This window comes from Megamonas funiformis (genome assembly GCF_010669225.1).
Classification (GTDB): domain Bacteria; phylum Bacillota; class Negativicutes; order Selenomonadales; family Selenomonadaceae; genus Megamonas; species Megamonas funiformis.
On record NZ_CP048627.1, the window covers coordinates 2103808 to 2123968 of the forward strand.

The following is a 20161-nucleotide window of genomic DNA, read 5'->3' on the forward strand; positions in this document are numbered from 1 at the left end:
ATTAAAATTCATGTCTTAAGCCTACATAAGCGGCTCTTTCATCTGAATCATTAATATCTTTTATCTGACCTATTAAATATGTGTCTTGCGCCACTTCATATTGACCTTTTAATTTAACTCTTAAATCATTAGGATCATATGCATCTACAGAAATTTTTCCTTTTTCTCCTGCTTTTAAGTCAACACCTACGCCGACTTTATCATCAACTAATCCACCTCTACCTGTAAAAATGCCATTACCTGTTCCTATCTGTAGATTAGTACCACTATCATCACCGCCAATATCATCGGCACCTATTAGCAAAAAAGAATTTGGATCTGTATAAACTTTTACATCAGCATTTACCATCCATTCAGATTGCCCACCACTGTACAATGCTTCTACACCTGGCTTAACTTCAATAGAAGACACTTTACTCATCATATTATCTGCACGCTGTGATATATTATCTGCGTTGCTGATTATGTTTTTCAAGCTTTGTGCTGTCTGTGGGTCTGCAACTACAGTTTCCATATTAGTTGCCATTTTTTTTACACTTTCACTAGTTGCTGATAAATTAGCAATAGCAATTTTCATATTATTAGCAGTTTCGCCATCACCAGCAAAATCATTTATCATGATTTCAATCTCATCTGCCGCCTTAGCCATACTAGCTGTCATTGCAGATAAATTTTTAATCATATTATCAATGTCTTGCTGATTATTAACTGCTAATGTGGACATCACTTGCATTAATTGATTCATATTTCCAGTTAAATCTTTAAGATTTACTGCTGTTTGAATTAAAGATTTCTGTACATCTTGATTACCTAAAATGTCATTCATACTTTTTATCAAACCTCTTACATCATCTAAAGTCACACTAGCTTGAACCAATAAATAATCTAATCCTTTTTCATCAACACCATGTACTTCTTCTCCACCTACTAGATACTCACCAGATGGATGTTGTGGTGGCATGATACTGATAAATTTTTCACCCATTAAACCATCACTACTAATGGTAAATAATGAGTCTTTTGCAATCTGCATATTACCTTTTATGACAACAGTAACTCTTGCCTTATCTTTATAAGCTTCAATCGCTGATACTCGCCCAGCATCAATACCGGCATAACTAACACCAGCACCTATCTTTAATCCTGTAACTTGATTAAAAGTGATATCAAAAGTATAGTCTTTTTCTTTGCCAAAACTAAAGCCACTTAAATAAACTATAATACCAATTAATAAGGCTAAGCCGATTGTCGTAAAAATCCCTACTTTTGCTTCATTGGACATTTTTTCACCTCTTTCTTATTTGGCTAACATTTATAAATTCTAAAACTCTACTATCTGTGGAATTTCTTATTTCATCTGGAGTGCCAATTGCTATCATCTCACCTTGATACAACATAGCAATTCTATCTGCAATATAAAAAGCACTTTTCATATCATGTGTTACCACTATAGAAGTAACACCTAATAATTTTTGCATCTGTACAATAAGCTCATCAATCTTAGCAGAAGTTACAGGGTCTAAACCCGAACTTGGCTCGTCATACAATAAAATTTTCGGTTCAAAAGCAATTGCCCTAGCTAAACTAACACGTTTTTTCATACCACCAGATAATTCATTCGGCATGTAATTTGCAAAACCAGATAAACCTACTAAATTTAATTTTTCTTCTACAATTTCTTTGATTTCCTTGGCAGATAATTTGCTATGCTCTTGTAAACCAAAGCCTACATTATCGCCTACACTCATTGAATCAAATAACGCAGAATATTGGAAAACCATTCCCATATTTAAACGTACTTTATCTAGTTCTTCTTCTTTTAATTTTGATATTTCTTTGCCATCAATGAAAATCTGTCCTTGCTCAGGTCGTAACAGCCCTATTAATAATTTCAATAAAGTCGATTTACCTGAACCGCTACCGCCAATTATAACTAAGGTTTCACCTTTATTAACTTCAAAATTAATATTGTTTAAAATCAATCTATCTTTAAAAGATTTATATATGTTGACTACTTTTATCATTATACCACCTCAACGATAAAGCAACATAGATAATAAACAATTACTAAAGAATATAACAATAATTGAAATTACGACAGAACGAGTCGTTGCTTTACCTACACCTTCTGCACCATTTTGAGCATTTAAACCATAATAACAACCTACAATAGCGATAATTGCACCAAATACAATGGATTTTAATAAACCACCTGTTATATCATGAACATCTACAAAAGTATCTATTGAATGTAAATACATATAAATATTAATATCATAATATTCTGCTACCATCCAACCACCAATAGAGCCAATGGCATCGCCAAAAACTACTAAAATAGGCAACATAAACATACAAGCTATCAATCGAGGTACTACTAAATAACCAATTGGATTAGTAGCCATAACTTTTAAAGCATCAATTTGTTCCGTTACCTTCATTGTACTGATTTCAGCTGTTATAGCTGCACCAACTCTACCGGCTGTTACAACACCTGCTAAAACTGGCCCAAGTTCACGTCCTACAGCAATAGTTACTATACCACCTACTGTAGATTGTGCCCCTAAACGAATAAATTCTGTAGCAGTCTGCAATGTTATTACCATACCCGTAAATAGCATCGTAAGCGTTATGATCGGCAATGTATCTACACCTAAATGTGACATTTGCTGAAAAACATGTCGCATTCTCGGAGGATATCTTAATTGTGCAATCGTATTGCCTATTAAAATAGTAAATTGCCCTAAAGTTTCTAAATGACCAATAACAAATCTCCCTATTTTTTCAAAAAATCTTATTATCATTTTATAAATCCTCAACTTTATAGCTATTAACTTTATCGAAAAAAATATCCGTGAGAAAGACTCACGGATATTTTCTCACTATTCGATTTTAGCAATGAATTTAAAAATAGTAAATAGTTATTTACTTTTTTTTAAGCTTTTAATCATTTTTTAATATTTATACTCGTTTGGATAAAATTATCGATTACATAATCTGTAGATATTTTACTTTCACGATTTTTATTGAACTCTTCTCGTTCTTTTTTACTCATTTTACCAATTTCTTCAGATAATTTTATAGCTTCTTTTATCGCTTTATCTTGATCTTTTTCGCTTTCTACATCAATTGTTGGTGAAATAACTATCTCATTATTTTTATTCAAATTTTTTATTTCATTCAAACGGTCAACTGTAGATAATTGAGCTATATCTTGCGGTGTTACAACTAATCCACTTTGTAAAACTTGTCCTAATTGTACAAAGCCACCACCTTTTACTTCTAAAAACATTTGACCTTCTTTTTGAGTTTTAGGAATGGTGTATGGTATAGTTACTGTTACATTTTCTCGACGATATGGTTTTAATGTCACATTAAAATTAACTAATTCGCCTGGTTTAGCTTCCTCTTTATCTGGAATAGCGCTGACAATAGAAGCTGTTTTTCTACTAGAAGTAAAATCTACATCTACTTTTACATCTAAGATATTAGAAGGTTTATCCATATTTGTGCATAAGAAATATAATGCTTGTGTCAATTCTCCCACAGTAAATTGACCGACATCTTTAGGATCATAAAACATATTTTCTCGCTCAAATTTTCCTTCAGGAACTTCATCTGTCATTATGGTAAATTTTATTTTTGATGTACCATAACTTGCTCTATCTGCCGTTCTATCCATGGAAGCATATACAATACTTGATGCTAAAGTTGGCAAAATATCTTCATCATATGCAATTTTGGATACAAAGGTTTCTTCTTTGCCTAAATTTCTATCTTTTACTTTAACCCTTACAGGAATAGAAGATGGATATTCATTTAAAATTCCACCTACACCACTGAAACGGTCTTGATTAACTCTACCGATGATCTTCCCAAAAGAACTTACCTTCACGCCATTTAAGATACCACCTGCTGAGCCTATAATATCAGCTTCAGTCATAAAATAATTTACATTTCCCTTGTAAGTCATTGCATGACCAAATCCCAATATTTTATTGCCTTCAACAGCTGTTACTGTACCTGTTCCCCCAGCAGAAAAATCACCATAAGCCATAACTACGCCTACAGGATCGCCAGCTTTCAACGTTGCATTTTGCTTGATATCACTATCTTTATTTCCTATAGGAGCGCTGATAAATTCCCCTGTATTATACGGTGTCATATTTTTATATTTTAAATTATTAGCTAAGAAATTTAAGGCATTATCATTAAAGCCTGAAACATAAATCGGCATCATCGAAGTATTATTAAAACTACTTGCTTGAGCTTTATTTTGTTTTTCTAAGCTTTTCAAAATAAAATCAGTCAAAGATATATGTTCTTCTAATTTATCAGCATTAACATCTGTTTTAGAATTATCTTCTAAATCTTTTATGATTTTATCTGTCTGCACAATGTCAGCATCAACATCTGTTTTATCTTCTTGCGTTTCTATATCAAGACCACTTAATATTTCTTCTAAGCGTTTTTGTGCCTTACCTTTTACAGCTTCTTGCCCTTCTGGTGTCGCTAGATGTTTTGATTTATATTTTTCTACTTCTTTATCAATATTTTCATCGTAATTATCTTGATTTTTTTCATATTCTTCTAGTGAAGGTATTTTTACTTTTTCTATATTAGATTTATTTATCACAGCTAAAGAGTCTGGCAAAGTCCAAATCTTTAACATTTCTTCAATAGGTGTTATATAAAATTTATATGGTAATACATCTTGACCGACAGCTCTAGCAACTGCACCAATTAATTTGCCATCAACGTATACAGGACTACCACTCATGCCATGAATAACGCCATTTGTTTCATCAATAATCGGTCCATATGCACGCGCTAATATCTGTTTTGATGAGCCTTTTCCATTATTGACTACACCTATTATTTCTACATTGAAACTAACCTGCTGTGCTCCTTGAACTACAGTTTCTGCATAACCTTGCATCCCTGGTTTTAATTCTGACGTTGTCATTATTGGAGGCATAGCTAATGCAGAATTTGTATACAATAACAACATTAAACATATCGTTACTAAATATTTTATCATTAATACTACACCAATTCTCTTTCTCTTATTATTCTAGCTGTTCAACATATACTACTACTTGATTTGGTGTTATATTATCACCAACTTTTACTAAAACTTGTTTTACTACACCATTAACAGTTGCTCTAGCAGCTGCTGAAGTACCTGTAAGTGTAGATATTTCCACTAGAGAATCTCCCATTTTCACAGTAGTACCTTCTGCCACTGTTGAACTTACTGTCCCTGCAATTACTGCTTTTTGTTCTACTTGTTTATTTCCCATAGCCAATCCTACTGTAGTCAACAATATTAAAGCTATAATCGTCGATAAGATTAAATATTTTCTTTTCATCTCAATCACTTCCTTTAATAAATCTTTTATTTTTCCCATTAAATTCGTTTTAAAATAAAATTATTCTAATTTGATAATACCATATCCTTGTATTCTTAACAAGCTAACGGCGTACAGCTGTAAGTGCTGTTGCTACAGGTCTTTCCATTCCATCTGATGGAGAATTTACTATTTTTCCACCGATAACTAATTCAGATGAACCGCCACCATCAAAATTAACAGCATCAACAACTTCCATACCAATTAAAAATCTAGCAAACTCATCAAGCATCATACCTTTACTATGAGCTTGTCTACCATCTAAAACTGCAAATAATACATTTCCATTTTTTAAGATGCCCACTGCTGTTCTAGGCGCTCTAGCCCCTGTAACATCTGGACCAATCTGTTCTATAGATGAAGTTATATCAACTTGACCATTTTTCACTAAACGAGGACCTGCGCCTAAAATATCTGTAGCGCTATCCCATGGAGTATTTAAAATCTGATTTACTACTAAATCATCGCCTACATTTAAACCTGATAATATATTTTTCCCATTACCTGTTGCAGATACAACAATTTCACCAGGTCTTAAAAGGCTATTGCCACTATTTATTTTTACAATTTTATTATCTTTTACTACATATTCAATACCACTATTATCTGTACCTGTGGATTTTCCATAATATTGATTATATAACATTACACTATCACTTGTTCTTGTGCCGTTTAAACCAGAAACGTATACATCTCCATTTTTACTTTGCACAATACCACTATAACTTACATCACCAATATAAGGTGTTCCATCTGCTAATACACCAAATCCAGTGCGTGTCAAATACATAGAAGAAACTAAATCTCCTGCAATTTTAGTTACACCATATAAATCCTTACCAGAACCAAAATAAGAAGCATTTTCAGCTACTGCCGCATTTACATAATCAGACATAGCAGAAACTGTATTTTTTGCCATCTTATCTCCGCCACCTAAAACAGGTACAAATTTAAAATATTTAGGACTAACTTCTACTAACTGAGCATGTTGTTTTACACCTGATTTTTTGCTGTAATAAGAAATTTGTGTTAATCCTGGCTCTAATTTTTTAGTAATGCTATACTCATAATCTTTTTGCACATCTATATACAATCTTCGAGGATTATTTAATTCTCCCATATCAAATGCGCTATTATCTGTTACTTTTATAACAACACAACTTGTTTTATCATCACTATATACTTCTAAAAACGGAACTGTATCATCATTTACATTGATACCACTTAAATATTGTTTATTTATAGGTTCAGAAAAATCTACCATTATATCGCCATTTGGCTGTTGTTTTACATCATATTTTGTATCAGCATTTATATCAAAAACAACTCTAACTTTATCTGATGCTTTACTAAAACGAATAGAATTTATCATAGATTTTTCTATTTTTTCTGTAGTTATTTTAGTTTGTATATTCTTGGCTGAATTATTCTTTGCATTTGCGACAGGTAATTGGAATAAACATATTCCCACCATCATAAATATAAATATTTTTTTTAAATTCATCTTTTTATTCCTTTTGTATCTCATATATTTTATCAATTAAATTTATTTTACTAAGAAAAAAAGACTGCTAAAGCAGCCTTTTTTTATTCTTCTATTTTACGTTCATGTCCATTTGATTTTTTACTAATTCTAGTAATTTTATCCATATATTCAAGAGCTTTACCAGTACCAATAGCTACGCAAGTCAATGGATCATCTGCTAAATAAGTAGTAATGCCAGTTTCTTTTTGAATTAAGCTATCTAATCCATAAAGCATAGCACCGCCACCAGTCATGATAATACCTCTATCCATAATATCAGAAGATAATTCTGGTGGAGTATCTTCTAATACACGTTTTACACATTGTACAATGGAAGATACTGGTTCAGCCAAAGCTTCACTTACTTCATCAGATTTTACTTCAATTGTTTTTGGAAGTCCTGTAATCAAATCGCGACCACGAATTTCAATTTTTTCATCACGAGCTCCTGCAAAAGCTTGTCCTACTTCAATTTTAATAATTTCAGCTGTGCGTTCACCGATCATTACATTATGTTTATTTTTTATATAAGTGATAATGCAATCATCAAATTTATCACCAGCCATGCGAAGTGAATCGCTTACTACTACACCACCTAAGCTGATTACAGCGACATCAGTTGTTCCTCCACCGATATCTACTACCATGCAACCATTTGGTTCAGCTACATCAAGACCTGCACCCATAGCAGCTGCCATTGGTTCTTCAATAAGTTCAGCATGACTTGCTCCAGCTTGCATTGCAGCTTCTTGAACAGCTCTTTTTTCTACTGTAGTTATACGAGAAGGTACACATATCATGACACGAGGTCTAAACATAAAACGACGTCCAGATACTTTACCTATAAAATATCTAATCATTTGTTCAGTAATATCATAATTAGCGATAACACCATCTCTAAGTGGTCTTATAGCTACAATATTTCCAGGAGTACGTCCAATCATACGACGAGCGTCTTCACCAATAGCTAAAATACGATTAGTATCATTATCTATAGCCACAACGGAAGGCTCACGCATAACAATACCTTTACCTTTTATATAAATAAGGACATTCGCTGTTCCAAGGTCAATCCCAATATCCATGGACATTCCAAACATTTATCCTACTTCCCTTCTCTTACCAAATTATAAGTTAATTATCTAGTTTTAATACTTTATAATATATAATACATATATTAATTTGGCAAGAAAAAGCTACTTTAAATACGATTAGCTCAAAATAAATATTATTTCTAAATTTTAATATAATTCCTTCTATATATAGTTATATTTATTAAATTTATCTTAATATATTTTCCTTTTATTATAATAAACATAACTTATATTTATATTCATAAAAGTTATGGATAAGATAATTGACAATCAATATTTCAAGTGTTATTATGTGGTCATAATAATTAGTATAAAACTTAGGGGGTATATTATAATGTTTAAAGGTAAAGTTGTCATTGTTGGAGCTAGTAATGTAGGTTCTGCTGTTCTTACAAAACTTTTAGATTTCCAACTTGCTTCTGAAATTGCACTTATCGACTTAAATGAAAATAAATGTAAAGGTGAAGCTCTTGATGCTAATGATGCCACATCTTGTATTCATAGCTTAAATATCAGAACTTACCATGGTGATTACTCTGATTGTAAAGATGCTGACTTAATCATCATTACTGCTGGTCCTAGTATTAAACCTGGTGAAAAAGCTGACCGTCTTATCTTATCTAAAACAAACTGCAAAATCATGAGCAGTGTTATGTCCGAAATCACTAAATACACTAAAGATGCTCTTATCCTCATGATTACAAATCCTCTTGATGTAGCTACATACCATGTTTCTACACAATTTGATTATCCACGTGAAAAAATCATTGGTACTGGTACAATGCTTGAAACTTTCCGCTTACGCAGAATTATTGCTGACCGTTATCATATAGACCCTAAAAATATTCATGGTTATGTTCTTGGTGAACATGGTAACTCTGCATTCACTGCATGGAGCACAGTAAATGTTGCAGGTCTTGGTCTTGAACATGTTGATGAATACTTCCATTTTAATGACAAACTTGATAAAAAAGCTATTGAACAAGCACTCGTAAATAGAGCATATGATATCATTAACTTAAAAGGTTATACAAACACTGGTATCGCTATGGTAGCTGCTCGTTTCACAAAATCCTTTATGTACAATGAACATACTATTTTACCTATGTCTGCTGTATTAGAAGGAGAATATGGCTTAAGTGATGTAGCTCTCAGTATCCCTCGTATGATTTGTGCTGATGGTATCGTTCGTTCCTTCGCTCCACATCTTCCAAAAGAAGAACTTGATTTACTCTATGCTTCTGCTGAAAGTGTAAAAAAAGCTATCGCAAGTGCTAAAGAATAAATCATTTTAAAATTAAAGCCCTCAGATTAACTGAGGGCTTTTTTATTAACTAAAATCATCATTAAACTAAGTCAGTACCACACGTAAAACGTGTGGCTTGCACAAGCCTATAAGGCTTTTAACAATAGCCAGCGCCTAAATGACGCTGGCTTTCTCTTCGTTCAAGCCATTGTGCACTGATTACTTAACAATCCCTAAAGGGATCATTTAATTCTTTTGTGCTTATTTTATCCATCATTTTATCATACGTATCTTGTTCTCTTATATATTTCGCTATTGTTGCTTCATTTAGTCCTACTGTCGATACATAATATCCTGTTGACCAAAAATTATTGTTTCCAAATTTATATTTTAAATTTCCATGTCTTGCAAATATCATCATTGCACTTTTTCCTTTTAAATACCCCATAAAATTTGATATACTCATTTTTGGTGGTATCTTAACCAAAATATGAATATGATCCGGCATAGCTTTCCCTTCTATTATCTCTATGCCTTTCCACTTACATAAATCTTTTATTATTTGTACAATATCTCTACGCAATTTATTATATATAATTTTTCTTCTATATTTTGGGGTAAATACTATATGATACTTGCACATCCATCTTGTATGTGCTAAACTTCTTTCCATAGAAATTCTCCTCTCTTTAATAATGACTTGAACACTTATTATTTTAATAGAGGAGAATTTCTATTTCTATAAGAAACTTATTAACCACTCGTAAAACGAGTGGTTTTTTGTTTCGCACGCTCTGCGTACTCAACTAACTAAAGTACAAAAAATAATATAAAAAAATGCGAACTTAAATTTAAGTTCGCATTTTTTATAACTTACTTTAATTAGCAAGTTTTACATTCTTCGTAGATACCAGCTTTTTTAAGTGTTTCAACCATAGTATCACCCATATGAGCTACAGTTTTAGCAACTTCAATACCTACTTCATTCAAAGCTTTGATTTTATCTGCTGCAGAGCCCTTGCCACCTGCAATAATAGCACCAGCATGACCCATACGTTTACCTGGAGGCGCCTGCTGACCGCTAATGAATGCAGCCACTGGTTTTTTCATATTTGCTTTAATCCATGCAGCAGCATCTTCTTCAGCATTACCACCAATTTCACCAATCATCATAACAGCTTTTGTTTCAGGATCTTCATTAAATGCTTTTAATACATCAATGAAATCTGTTCCTTTTACAGGGTCTCCACCAATACCTACGATAGTTGTCTGACCAAGACCTGCTTTTGTCATCTGATCCATTGCTTCATAAGTCAATGTACCAGAGCGAGATACGATACCAATATGACCTTTACGATGAATTTTTCCTGGAATAATACCAATATTACATTCATCAGTTGTCATAATACCAGGGCAGTTTGGACCGATAAGACGAGTTTTCTTGCCTTCTAAAGCACGACGAACTTTTACCATATCTAAAACAGGAATATGTTCTGTTACACATACTACTATATCAAGATTAGCATCAATAGCTTCTAAAATACTATCTGCTGCAAATCTTGCAGGTACGAATACTACAGAAGCATTTGCACCTGTTTTTTCAACAGCTTCTTCTACTGTATTGAAAATTGGCACACCGCCTACAACTTGACCGCCTTTTCCTGGTGTTACACCACCTACAATATTTGTACCATATTCAAGCATATGTGCTGTATGGAACATAGCAACTTTACCAGTTGCCCCTTGTACAATTACTTTTGTGTCTTTATTAATAAAAATTCCCACGAACTATTCCCTCCCGCATCAGGCATTTTTTACTAATTCTACGATTTTCTGTGCACCTTGTTCCATGGATTCTGCCATGATAAGACCTGGTACATTTGCATTTTTCAAAATTTCGCGACCTTCTTCAACGTTAGTACCTTCAAGACGTACAACGATTGGAACATTGAGGTCAATTAATTGACTTGCTTTTACTATACCTTCTGCAACTTTATCACATCTGTTAATACCACCGAAAATATTAACAAAAATACCTTTTGCTTGACCACCTTCAAGCATGATTTTAAATGCTTTAGCATTATCTTCTGGAGAACTTTGACCACCAATATCCAAGAAGTTTGCAGGCTCTCCACCGTAATATTTAATAATATCAACAGTAGCCATTGCAAGACCTGCGCCATTTACCATACAAGCAACGTCGCCACCTAAGTTTACATAGTTAAGACCAAGCTCTGCAGCTTCACGTTCTTTATGATCTTCTTCTGTTTCATCGCGCAATGCTTGAATTTCTGGATGACGGAATAATGCACTATCATCAAAATTCAATTTAGCATCAAGAGCCATTACTTTATCATCTTCAGTGATTACAAGTGGATTGATTTCTGCTAAAGAACAATCTTTGGCAATGAATAAATTATAAAGATTTTGCATTAAAGCTGCTGCACTACGTACAGATGCTGGAGTGAAGTTCATTTTAAATGCCATACGAGTTGCTTGGTAAGAAGTAAGCCCTAATAATGGATCAATATATTCTTTGAAAATTTTTTCTGGAGTTTTAGCTGCTACTTCTTCAATTTCCATACCGCCTTCTTCAGAACCAATCATAACAACTCTAGAAGATACACGATCAACTGTGAAACTTAAATATAATTCTTTTTTAAATTTACAGCCTTCTTCAATTAAAAGACGATTTACTTTTTTACCAGCTGGGCCTGTCTGTTTTGTTACTAAAACTTTGCCCAAAATTTCATTTGCATAAGTTTGCACTTCGTCTAAAGACTTAGCGAGTTTTACACCGCCAGCTTTACCGCGACCACCAGCGTGAATCTGTGCTTTTACAACATATACTGGACCTTCTAATTTTTCTTTTGCGCCTGCAACAGCTTCATCAACGGAAAAAGCAGGTACACCATTTGGCACTGCAACACCAAATTCTCTAAAAATTTGTTTAGCCTGATATTCGTGAATGTTCACTCAAAATAACCTCCTCGGTTTTTTATTGCAATATAAAATATAATATTAAATCGCCTTAAAATACTAGCTAAAACACCATTATTTCAACTTGATTTTTATATTTAATTGTTTTTATTACTAGTTAAAAAATTAATAATTAATTTATTTAATTATTATTATACACTTTTTTATAAAATAGTAAATATCTATACTTAAAATAATTGTTCATATATTTTATTTATAATTGCATAATAAAAAAACAACCTTCAATAATATAAAAACTTATAAATTCTTGAAGGTTGCTCTTGATTTTTATTTTATTTTACAAAAACCTTTTTATCTTTTTCTGGCAATAAAGAAGCTGCATCTTTATCTACGATTACAACCACATCTTGATGTAATTGTAAAATAGAAGCTGGTGCATCTGGTCTTACGCTACCATATACTGCTTTGTAAATTGCTTCTGCTTTATTTTTACCACTAGCAAGTAAAATGATTTTTTTAGCGAGCATGATAGTTTTAATACCCATGCTAATTGCATATTTAGGTACATCTTCTTCATTTTCAAAAAATCTTGAATTTGCTTTGATTGTTTCTTCATCTAATTTTACTTTATGAGTAGTTGCTTCAAATTTGATATCTGGTTCATTAAAGCCAATATGAGCATTTTGCCCTATACCTAAAACTTGAAGGTCTATACCGCCTTTTGCTTCGATTAATTTATCATATTTTTTGCATTCTTCTTCTAAGTTTTCAGGATTTCCATTTGGTATATGAATATTTTCTGGTTTGATATTTACATGATCAAATAAATGTTTATGCATAAAATAGTAATAGCTTTGTTCATTTTCTTTATCTAATCCGATATATTCATCTAAGTTAAAGCTAATTACTTCTGAAAAATCTAGACCTACACTTTGATGAACTTTTACTAAGTTTGCATACATACCTTCTGGTGTAGAACCTGTTGCAAGACCAAGTACGCTATTTGGTTTTAAATATAACTGACCTGCTACTATTCTTGCTGCTACTTTGCTCATTTCTTCATAAGAATCTGTAACTATTATACGCATTATATATACCTTCCTTATTTTCCTTTAATTTTAAATTTTTATTTTTTATTATCTAATCTTAAAATATTGATTGCTTCTGTTGTTCTTTGTTTAAATGCAGAAGCCAAGTCCATAGTATCTTTAACAACCTGAGTATATAATAAATCAATGATAAAAATTTGCGTTAATTTTGTGGTAATTGAGCCAGTTTCTAATATAGATTCTCTTGTTTCATAAAAAATACAAGCATCAGCATATTCTTTTAAAATAGTGTCTCTATTTGATGTTATTACGATTAATTTTGTACCATTTCGTTTAGCAAGCTCAACAGCTTTTATAATTTCAAAAGATTCACCTGAATGAGAAATAACAACTACAACATCATTTTCATGTAAAAGTGCCATATGAAGCATTATAAGATGACTATTATCTATGCCTCTTGCATTAAATCCAATACGCATAAATTTATAAGCTGAGTCATCAGCTACAAATCCTGAATTTCCTAAACCTATAAAAAATATACGTTCAGCTTTTTTTAGCATATTTACACTTTTCAATAAAATATCTTCATCTAAACCACTTACTGTTTGTTCTAAAGTTGCTATATTATTAGCTAATAACTTATTTGCTGTTATGATAATACTTTCATCACAAGTAATATCTTTGCTGATTATAGTTCGTTGTTTATTATTAACCATTTCTTCAGTCAATGTAAGTTTAAATAATTGAAGACTTGCAAAGCCCATTTTTCTCACAAAACGTGTAATAGTTGCTTCACTAACTCCACAATTTATTGCCAAAGAAGCTATAGGTGTTGTACAAAATTCTTCTGCATGTTCTTTTATATATCTTATTAAGATTTTATCAGATTTTGATGCTTTGAAATTTGGTCTATCTAATTGATGTAAGATCTTCATAATATTCTCTCCAAATCACATTGTTTGATGTAATAAATTGTATAATGCACCTAACATTCCAGCATCATTTTCCAATTTGGCAAAATCCACTTTTGTATGGGTATATACATCTTCTACTAATCTTTGTTTCAAGGCATTATCTATCAATGGTCTCAAATATTCACTTTGTGCCATTATGCCACCACCTAAAATAATCATTTCAGGATTTAAAACAGCTGTTATATTAATAATGCCATCTGCTAAATTTTCCATCAATGTATTAATAGCAAATTTAGCATCTTCATCACCATTTTTTGCCCAATCAAAAATGATTTTACCATTTAATTCTTTTTCATCTAATTGTTTTGCTTTTGCTACATCTTTTACTAATCGAGTTGTTGAAACTACTTCATGCATTGTTCCCTTAGGAATTCTCATATAAGCAATTTCTCCAGCACTATTACAAACACCATGTATTACTTGATGATTATATACAGCACAACCGCCTGCGCTTGTTCCTACAGTTATGCAAAATAGTGAAGAACAACCTTTTCCTGCTCCTAACCACATTTCGCCTAAAGCTGCACAATTAACATCATTTTCTACCGCACAATTTAAATTAAACTCAGTTTCAACAATTTTCTTTAACTGTACTCCTGTATAATCAGGTATTGCATCTGGTAAAGCATAGAAGATACACCCTTCTTTAGGGTCTACCATGCCAGCTGTAGATATGGCAACTCCAGCAACTTGATAGTTCGTAATATAGCCACTAATAATTGTTTTTACTTTTTCTACAATACCTGGACCTCCATATAATTTAGCTTCTGTGGGCATTGAACTTTTTTCTATAAAATTCCCCAGTTCATCAGCTAAACCATATTTTATAGCTGTACCACCGATGTCTATGCAAATATACTTTTGTTTCTCCATAATCTCGCCCTTCTTTGCAATAAATTTATCTTAATCTTATTTTACAATAAAACCTTGATAAATTCTATTGCTGCGAACACCTGGTTTTACTTCGCCATTGATAGATATAATACTATCTCCTGCATAAACAAGACCTTCACCACATGGTGCATTAAATGGAATTTGTCCAATGGAGCGCCATGTATTTGTTTTAGCATTGTATACTAAAATTTGATTATTCCATTTAAATTCTGCTACATCTGCACCAAAATATTTAGCTTTAAAATCTGCTAATTCTTGATCTTTTAAGCTTCCTAAATTACTTACAGCCCAACCGTAAACTTCTTTATTAAAGCCACCAATTACAAGCATTTCATCTTCATTTAATTTTATGGAATTTCCACCATATACAGAGATAGCTTTATTATCAACTTCTACGCTAGCAACTTTATCCCATGCATCTTTTTGAATATCATATACATATCCATCTGTTAACGCAGTATTTGTACCACCACCAAATACATATAATTTATTATTCAAAATTTGAGATACCGACTGTTCACGTAAAGCACCTGTGAAGCTTGCTAATTTTGTTAATTCTTTTGATTTTAAATCAAATTTATAAAAATCTGCACTTGCTTTACCATTTTGATTGCCAAGACCAATATAAAGTGCTCCATTTGCATAGCCAGCTACACCATTTTGTATTTTAAAAGGTAATTCTCCAACTTTTTCAATTTTCAATTTACCTTTTGCATCAGTAGTCAAACGAGTTATAGTTTTTGCACCTACTGCATCTGTACTACCACCGATATAATAAACACCATCTTTAGTAGTTACAGACATACCATAAGCAATTTCAAAAGGCATTTGTTGATGGTCAACTTCTGTTAAACCTTCTTTACTAGCTTTAAAAACATATACATCAGAATATGTTTTTTTCGGACCACCTACAGCAGGGCCACCATTAGGGAAATTAGCTCCACCACCTGCAATGATATAGCCGTTATAATTTCCAGATAACATGCCAGCTACACCGATATTCTCAGTCTGACCTTGTGCTGGTGATAAAGTTCCTACAGACTGCCATAAAATCTGTGGTTGTCCAACTGTTTCTGGAGCTGCAAATGCTGAAGTTAATGGTAAAGTAGCTGCTACTGTAGCAGAAACAATCAAGCTAGCTAATAATTTTTTCATATTAATCCACCTCATATATTATAAAAATTAAATTTTTACTTTAAAAATGCCTTTTTTCAAATCACTTACTTTAGTTGCTATAACGCCTGTGCGATGTGCATCTTCTGGATAACAAATCAAGAAATCACCTGGTTTTAAAGTTACACTAGCTTGCATATCACCTTCCATAGGTAGAAAATCGTCTGCTTCTTTATATTCACCAAGTTTCATATTTTCAATGAAGTTAATATCTATAGTTTCTTCGCCTTTGACTAAAATATGAATATCTAAATATGCTTTATGTGCTTCCCAAAAACGTTCTTCACGTTTTACTGTAGTATATTCAGCAACATTCACATAAAGATTATCCCCATCAATTTTATGTGTTCCTTTTTCATAATTTAATAAATCATATTCTTTTACATATTTAAAACAAGCTTTCACATTTTCAGGCAAAAACTCATATGTTTTTTCTTGATTAATATTGCCAAAAATCATTAAAATGCCTCCAAACTATATTTAAAATCATAAAAAATTATCTAAACATTAAATGTTGAAATTGCATTAATGAAAACACAAATTCAACATTTATTTACATCAATTATTTACTAGATGGAGCTTTACTTGTATATACAGTAGTTCCTTTTGGAGCCACAAAGCTTTTATCTGTTAAATAGCTTACAATATTACCAACTACTAAAGAGCTAATAATTGTAATAATTGTATATGTCCAGTAAGAAACAGATGGTACAAAATATTTGAGATAAATTACAATGATACTAGATACGATGAATGCTGCAACAGCACCTTTAGCATTTGCATGTTTGCTAAATGCACCAAGTACGAACATACCTACTAAAGCGCCAAGTGCTAAACCAATAAAGCTATTGAACCATTCATAAGCAGATTTAATATCTCCACTAGCTAAGAATATAGCTACGATGATAGCTAAAATACCAATACCTAAAGAAATGTATTGAGCTATTTTTGTTTGACGTTCACTAGACATTTCAGGATTGATTACAGATTGAATATCTAATACCCAGCTTGTAGCTACGGAGTTAATACCTGTAGATAAAGTGGACTGAGATGCTGCAAAAATTGCTGCAAGTAAGATACCAGTGATACCTGCTGGTAATTCATAAGTGATATAAGTTGCAAATACTAAATCTTGACGAGTAGTCATCAAAAGGTCTGGGTTTTGAGTGTAGAATACATATAAACTTGTGCCAACTAAATAGAATACAGTTGCTGCAAAAATGGATAATACCCCATTACCTAAAGTCATTTTATTTAATTGTTTAATATCTGTTGTAGTTGTAAAACGCTGTACGATATCTTGGCTGGATACATAAGAAGAAAATGTTGTTAAACCGCCACCAACTAAGATTACGAATACACTTGTAGATAAGATATCAGAGCTAAACCAAACTTCATTTTCTAATAAGAATTTATGACCAGTAGTCAAAGTATCCATAACAGTGCCAAATCCACCATTAATGCTTGCAATCATAACTACTAAAGTCAACGCAATACCTACAATTAAAACTACACCTTGGATAAAGTCTGTCCATAAAACGGCTTTTAAGCCACCGCTATAAGAATAGATAATTGCAATAATACCCATTACAATAATTAAAATATTTACATTTATACCAGTAAGTTCAGCTAAAGCAATGCAAGGTAAGTACATGATGATAGACATACGACCAGTTTGGAAAACAATGAACATTAACGCACCTAAGATACGTAATCCTTTGCTACCAAATCTTTTTTCTAAGTAATGATAAGCTGTATCAATTTGAAGAGTGCTGTATATTGGTAAGAAATATTTAATAGTTAATGGAATGGCAATCAACATACCAATTTGAGCCCACCATAAAATCCAAGAACCACCATAAGAGTTACCTGGTAATGATAAAAATGAAATAGGACTTAATAAAGTAGCAAAAATAGATACACAAGTTACCCACCAAGGAATAGTTCCGTCACCTTTGAAAAATTCTTTGCCTTGATGTTCTTTGTTAGAAAACCATAAACCAGCAAATAAAACGCCAAGTAAATATATTACTAACACAGCAGTATCTATCCATGTAAATCCCTGCATCTTTTTTCCCTCCTAAATTATCATTTATTTTTTCAAAATTCTTTATTTTAAATCTTTTTTTAAAAAGGTGCATTAAACCAATGATTAATGCACCTTTTTATGAGCTAAAATTTACTCCATTCTCAATTAAAATCAAAAATATTTTTTATAAATTTCTTTAGCTCTAGCTCTCATTTCTGGAGAATATTTTTTCATTGGTTCACGGCAACAACCAGCTTCAACACCAGCTTCTTCAAGCAATAATTTTATAGTGCCATATAAACCATTGTCTAAGATATCTGTGATTAAATCATTTGTAACATGTTGAATTTCAAGAGCTTCAGAAATTTTTTCTTGTTTTGCCAATTCAAAAATCTGACGAGCACGTACACCATTTACGTTATAAGTAGAACCAATAGCACCATCTACACCCAATACTGTAGCAGGTAAGAGCATTTCATCAAAACCAGCAAAAATTAAAACATCTGGATAAGTTTTTCTCATTCTTTCTAATAAATAGAAATCTGCTGCTGTGAATTTAACACCAACGATTTTTGGATTAGCAAATAATTCACCAAATTGAGCAAGGCTCATATCTACACCAGTTAAGAAAGGAATAGAATAAATAATCATTCTGTTATCTACATCTTTGATGATTGTTTCATAGTAATATTTAATTTCATCAAAGCTGAATTTATAATAAAATGGAGTTACAGCACTGATTGCATCATAACCTAAATCTGTAACAAATTTAGCAAGTTCTACGGATTCTTTAAGATTGATAGAACCAACTTGAGCAATCAAAGTGATATCATCTTTTGCTTCATCTTTAGCAATTTCAAAAATACGTTTTTTCTCTTCTGTGGAAAGCATGAAGTTTTCACCTGTGCTACCACCAACATATAAACCGTCCATTTTGCATACATCAATATTATGACGTACAATCTGACGTAAACCTTTTTCATTTATATTGCCATTTTCATCAAAAGCTACTAATAAAGCAGAATATAATCCTTTTAAATCTCTAGTTGACATTTTATTTCCTCCAATTATTTTATATCAATATCTTTTAAAACATTAACAAAGTTTTTAGCTATCAACTGTGGTCTTGTGATTGCTGAACCGACAATCGCACCAAAAGCACCACATTCATAAGCTATTTTTAAATCTTCTGGTGTATTTATTCTACCTTCTGCAAAAACTGGGATATCAAGTCTATCCACCATTCTTGCTACCAACCCAAAGTCAGGGCCTTTTAATTTAGGTGTATAATCTGTATATCCAGATAATGTTGTAGATACACAATCAAAACCTATTTTCTGAGCAAAAATCCCTTCTTCATCATTAGAGATATCAGCTAAAGCGATTTTACCATTGTCTTTTATCAATTTAACTAAATCCTCTAATTTTTCATCATTTGGACGTTTACGCACTGTCGCATCTAAAGCGATTATTTCACAACCACTTTCCAATAATTCTTCTACTTCTTTTTTTGTAGCTGTGATATAAATTTCAGAATCATCATAGTTTCGTTTAATCAAACCGATAACAGGAAGACCTGTTACTTTTTTAATTTCTTTTATATCTTCTACACCTTGTGCTCGTATACCCACTGCACCAGCCTGTTTTGCTGCTAACGCCATTCGTCCCATAATAAACGGGCTATGTAATGGTTCATCAGGAAGAGCTTGACAAGAAATTATTAATTTTCCTTTAAACTGTTCTAACAATATTGATAACTCCTCTCTCTATTTAAATTAAATTTATTATTTATTCCTTATGTTTTTTCTTACAAACTTATTATAATA

At 32.0% G+C, this 20161-nt stretch carries 19 protein-coding genes; 1 reads left to right on the forward strand and 18 read right to left on the reverse strand.

Going from position 1 to position 20161, the window contains the following annotated elements:
• Window position 1: 1 nt before the first annotated feature.
• From GXM21_RS10600 to mreB, 7 genes are all read right to left on the reverse strand, one after another.
• The gene (locus GXM21_RS10600; RefSeq protein ID WP_008539742.1) at window positions 2–1282 is read right to left on the reverse strand and encodes an MlaD family protein; all 1281 of its coding nucleotides are present in this window, start codon (window positions 1280–1282) and stop codon (window positions 2–4) included.
• A gap of 4 nt (window positions 1283–1286) precedes the next feature.
• A complete protein-coding gene (locus GXM21_RS10605) occupies window positions 1287–2024 on the reverse strand; it encodes an ABC transporter ATP-binding protein (protein WP_008539741.1) in 738 nt (245 codons plus the stop codon).
• 9 nt (window positions 2025–2033) lie between these two features.
• Window positions 2034–2804: an MlaE family ABC transporter permease gene (locus tag GXM21_RS10610; RefSeq protein ID WP_008539740.1), complete on the reverse strand. Its 771-nt coding sequence runs from the start codon at window positions 2802–2804 to the stop codon at window positions 2034–2036.
• Window positions 2805–2947: 143 nt separating this feature from the next.
• Complete coding sequence (locus GXM21_RS10615; protein ID WP_008539738.1) at window positions 2948–5041, reverse strand: SpoIVB peptidase S55 domain-containing protein; 2094 nt, start codon at window positions 5039–5041, stop codon at window positions 2948–2950.
• Window positions 5042–5069: 28 nt separating this feature from the next.
• Window positions 5070–5372 (reverse strand): biotin/lipoyl-containing protein, encoded by a 303-nt coding sequence (locus GXM21_RS10620; protein WP_008539736.1) that lies wholly within the window; start codon window positions 5370–5372, stop codon window positions 5070–5072.
• 103 nt (window positions 5373–5475) lie between these two features.
• Window positions 5476–6915: a phosphodiester glycosidase family protein gene (locus GXM21_RS10625; protein ID WP_008539735.1), complete on the reverse strand. Its 1440-nt coding sequence runs from the start codon at window positions 6913–6915 to the stop codon at window positions 5476–5478.
• An 83-nt stretch (window positions 6916–6998) separates the two neighbouring features.
• A complete protein-coding gene (mreB, locus tag GXM21_RS10630; protein ID WP_008539734.1) occupies window positions 6999–8036 on the reverse strand; it encodes a rod shape-determining protein in 1038 nt (345 codons plus the stop codon).
• Window positions 8037–8364: 328 nt separating this feature from the next.
• Here mreB and GXM21_RS10635 point away from each other — a divergent pair, with 328 nt between their 5' ends.
• Window positions 8365–9315 carry an L-lactate dehydrogenase gene (locus GXM21_RS10635; RefSeq protein ID WP_008539733.1) on the forward strand — a complete coding sequence of 317 codons (951 nt, stop codon included), beginning with the start codon at window positions 8365–8367 and terminating at the stop codon, window positions 9313–9315.
• A gap of 184 nt (window positions 9316–9499) precedes the next feature.
• Here the strand turns inward: GXM21_RS10635 and tnpA are convergent, their stop codons facing one another.
• From tnpA to GXM21_RS10690, 11 genes are all read right to left on the reverse strand, one after another.
• Window positions 9500–9949: an IS200/IS605 family transposase gene (gene tnpA, locus GXM21_RS10640; protein ID WP_008538396.1), complete on the reverse strand. Its 450-nt coding sequence runs from the start codon at window positions 9947–9949 to the stop codon at window positions 9500–9502.
• A 209-nt stretch (window positions 9950–10158) separates the two neighbouring features.
• A complete protein-coding gene (gene sucD, locus GXM21_RS10645) occupies window positions 10159–11061 on the reverse strand; it encodes a succinate--CoA ligase subunit alpha (protein WP_008539732.1) in 903 nt (300 codons plus the stop codon).
• An 18-nt stretch (window positions 11062–11079) separates the two neighbouring features.
• Window positions 11080–12252: an ADP-forming succinate--CoA ligase subunit beta gene (gene sucC, locus GXM21_RS10650; protein ID WP_008539731.1), complete on the reverse strand. Its 1173-nt coding sequence runs from the start codon at window positions 12250–12252 to the stop codon at window positions 11080–11082.
• Window positions 12253–12548: 296 nt separating this feature from the next.
• Window positions 12549–13304 carry a glucosamine-6-phosphate deaminase gene (gene nagB, locus GXM21_RS10655; RefSeq protein ID WP_008539730.1) on the reverse strand — a complete coding sequence of 252 codons (756 nt, stop codon included), beginning with the start codon at window positions 13302–13304 and terminating at the stop codon, window positions 12549–12551.
• A 38-nt stretch (window positions 13305–13342) separates the two neighbouring features.
• Window positions 13343–14200 (reverse strand): MurR/RpiR family transcriptional regulator, encoded by an 858-nt coding sequence (locus tag GXM21_RS10660; protein ID WP_008539729.1) that lies wholly within the window; start codon window positions 14198–14200, stop codon window positions 13343–13345.
• A 15-nt stretch (window positions 14201–14215) separates the two neighbouring features.
• A complete protein-coding gene (locus tag GXM21_RS10665; protein WP_008539728.1) occupies window positions 14216–15112 on the reverse strand; it encodes an ROK family protein in 897 nt (298 codons plus the stop codon).
• A 36-nt stretch (window positions 15113–15148) separates the two neighbouring features.
• Window positions 15149–16288: a cyclically-permuted mutarotase family protein gene (locus tag GXM21_RS10670; RefSeq protein ID WP_008539727.1), complete on the reverse strand. Its 1140-nt coding sequence runs from the start codon at window positions 16286–16288 to the stop codon at window positions 15149–15151.
• Window positions 16289–16315: 27 nt separating this feature from the next.
• Window positions 16316–16765, reverse strand: a complete 450-nt coding sequence (locus GXM21_RS10675; protein WP_008539726.1) for a NanQ anomerase/TabA/YiaL family protein — start codon at window positions 16763–16765, stop codon at window positions 16316–16318.
• 103 nt (window positions 16766–16868) lie between these two features.
• A complete protein-coding gene (locus tag GXM21_RS10680) occupies window positions 16869–18374 on the reverse strand; it encodes a sodium:solute symporter family protein (RefSeq protein ID WP_008539725.1) in 1506 nt (501 codons plus the stop codon).
• Window positions 18375–18506: 132 nt separating this feature from the next.
• A complete protein-coding gene (locus GXM21_RS10685) occupies window positions 18507–19388 on the reverse strand; it encodes an N-acetylneuraminate lyase (protein ID WP_008539724.1) in 882 nt (293 codons plus the stop codon).
• 14 nt (window positions 19389–19402) lie between these two features.
• Window positions 19403–20083 (reverse strand): N-acetylmannosamine-6-phosphate 2-epimerase, encoded by a 681-nt coding sequence (locus GXM21_RS10690; RefSeq protein ID WP_008539723.1) that lies wholly within the window; start codon window positions 20081–20083, stop codon window positions 19403–19405.
• Window positions 20084–20161: the final 78 nt, after the last annotated feature.

Bases quoted from the DNA above. Each gene is read 5' to 3' on its own strand.
- nagB (WP_008539730.1), bottom strand. From the start codon at position 13,304: ATGCGTATAATAGTTACAGATTCTTATGAAGAAATGAGCAAAGTAGCA.
- GXM21_RS10620 (WP_008539736.1), bottom strand. From the start codon at position 5,372: ATGAAAAGAAAATATTTAATCTTATCGACGATTATAGCTTTAATATTG.
- GXM21_RS10680 (WP_008539725.1), bottom strand. From the start codon at position 18,374: ATGCAGGGATTTACATGGATAGATACTGCTGTGTTAGTAATATATTTA.
- GXM21_RS10605 (WP_008539741.1), bottom strand. From the start codon at position 2,024: ATGATAAAAGTAGTCAACATATATAAATCTTTTAAAGATAGATTGATT.
- GXM21_RS10685 (WP_008539724.1), bottom strand. From the start codon at position 19,388: ATGTCAACTAGAGATTTAAAAGGATTATATTCTGCTTTATTAGTAGCT.
- GXM21_RS10635 (WP_008539733.1), top strand. From the start codon at position 8,365: ATGTTTAAAGGTAAAGTTGTCATTGTTGGAGCTAGTAATGTAGGTTCT.
- GXM21_RS10670 (WP_008539727.1), bottom strand. From the start codon at position 16,288: ATGAAAAAATTATTAGCTAGCTTGATTGTTTCTGCTACAGTAGCAGCT.
- mreB (WP_008539734.1), bottom strand. From the start codon at position 8,036: ATGTTTGGAATGTCCATGGATATTGGGATTGACCTTGGAACAGCGAAT.
- GXM21_RS10675 (WP_008539726.1), bottom strand. From the start codon at position 16,765: ATGATTTTTGGCAATATTAATCAAGAAAAAACATATGAGTTTTTGCCT.
- GXM21_RS10600 (WP_008539742.1), bottom strand. From the start codon at position 1,282: ATGTCCAATGAAGCAAAAGTAGGGATTTTTACGACAATCGGCTTAGCC.
- GXM21_RS10615 (WP_008539738.1), bottom strand. From the start codon at position 5,041: ATGATAAAATATTTAGTAACGATATGTTTAATGTTGTTATTGTATACA.
- GXM21_RS10610 (WP_008539740.1), bottom strand. From the start codon at position 2,804: ATGATAATAAGATTTTTTGAAAAAATAGGGAGATTTGTTATTGGTCAT.
- GXM21_RS10660 (WP_008539729.1), bottom strand. From the start codon at position 14,200: ATGAAGATCTTACATCAATTAGATAGACCAAATTTCAAAGCATCAAAA.
- GXM21_RS10625 (WP_008539735.1), bottom strand. From the start codon at position 6,915: ATGAATTTAAAAAAAATATTTATATTTATGATGGTGGGAATATGTTTA.
- tnpA (WP_008538396.1), bottom strand. From the start codon at position 9,949: ATGGAAAGAAGTTTAGCACATACAAGATGGATGTGCAAGTATCATATA.
- GXM21_RS10665 (WP_008539728.1), bottom strand. From the start codon at position 15,112: ATGGAGAAACAAAAGTATATTTGCATAGACATCGGTGGTACAGCTATA.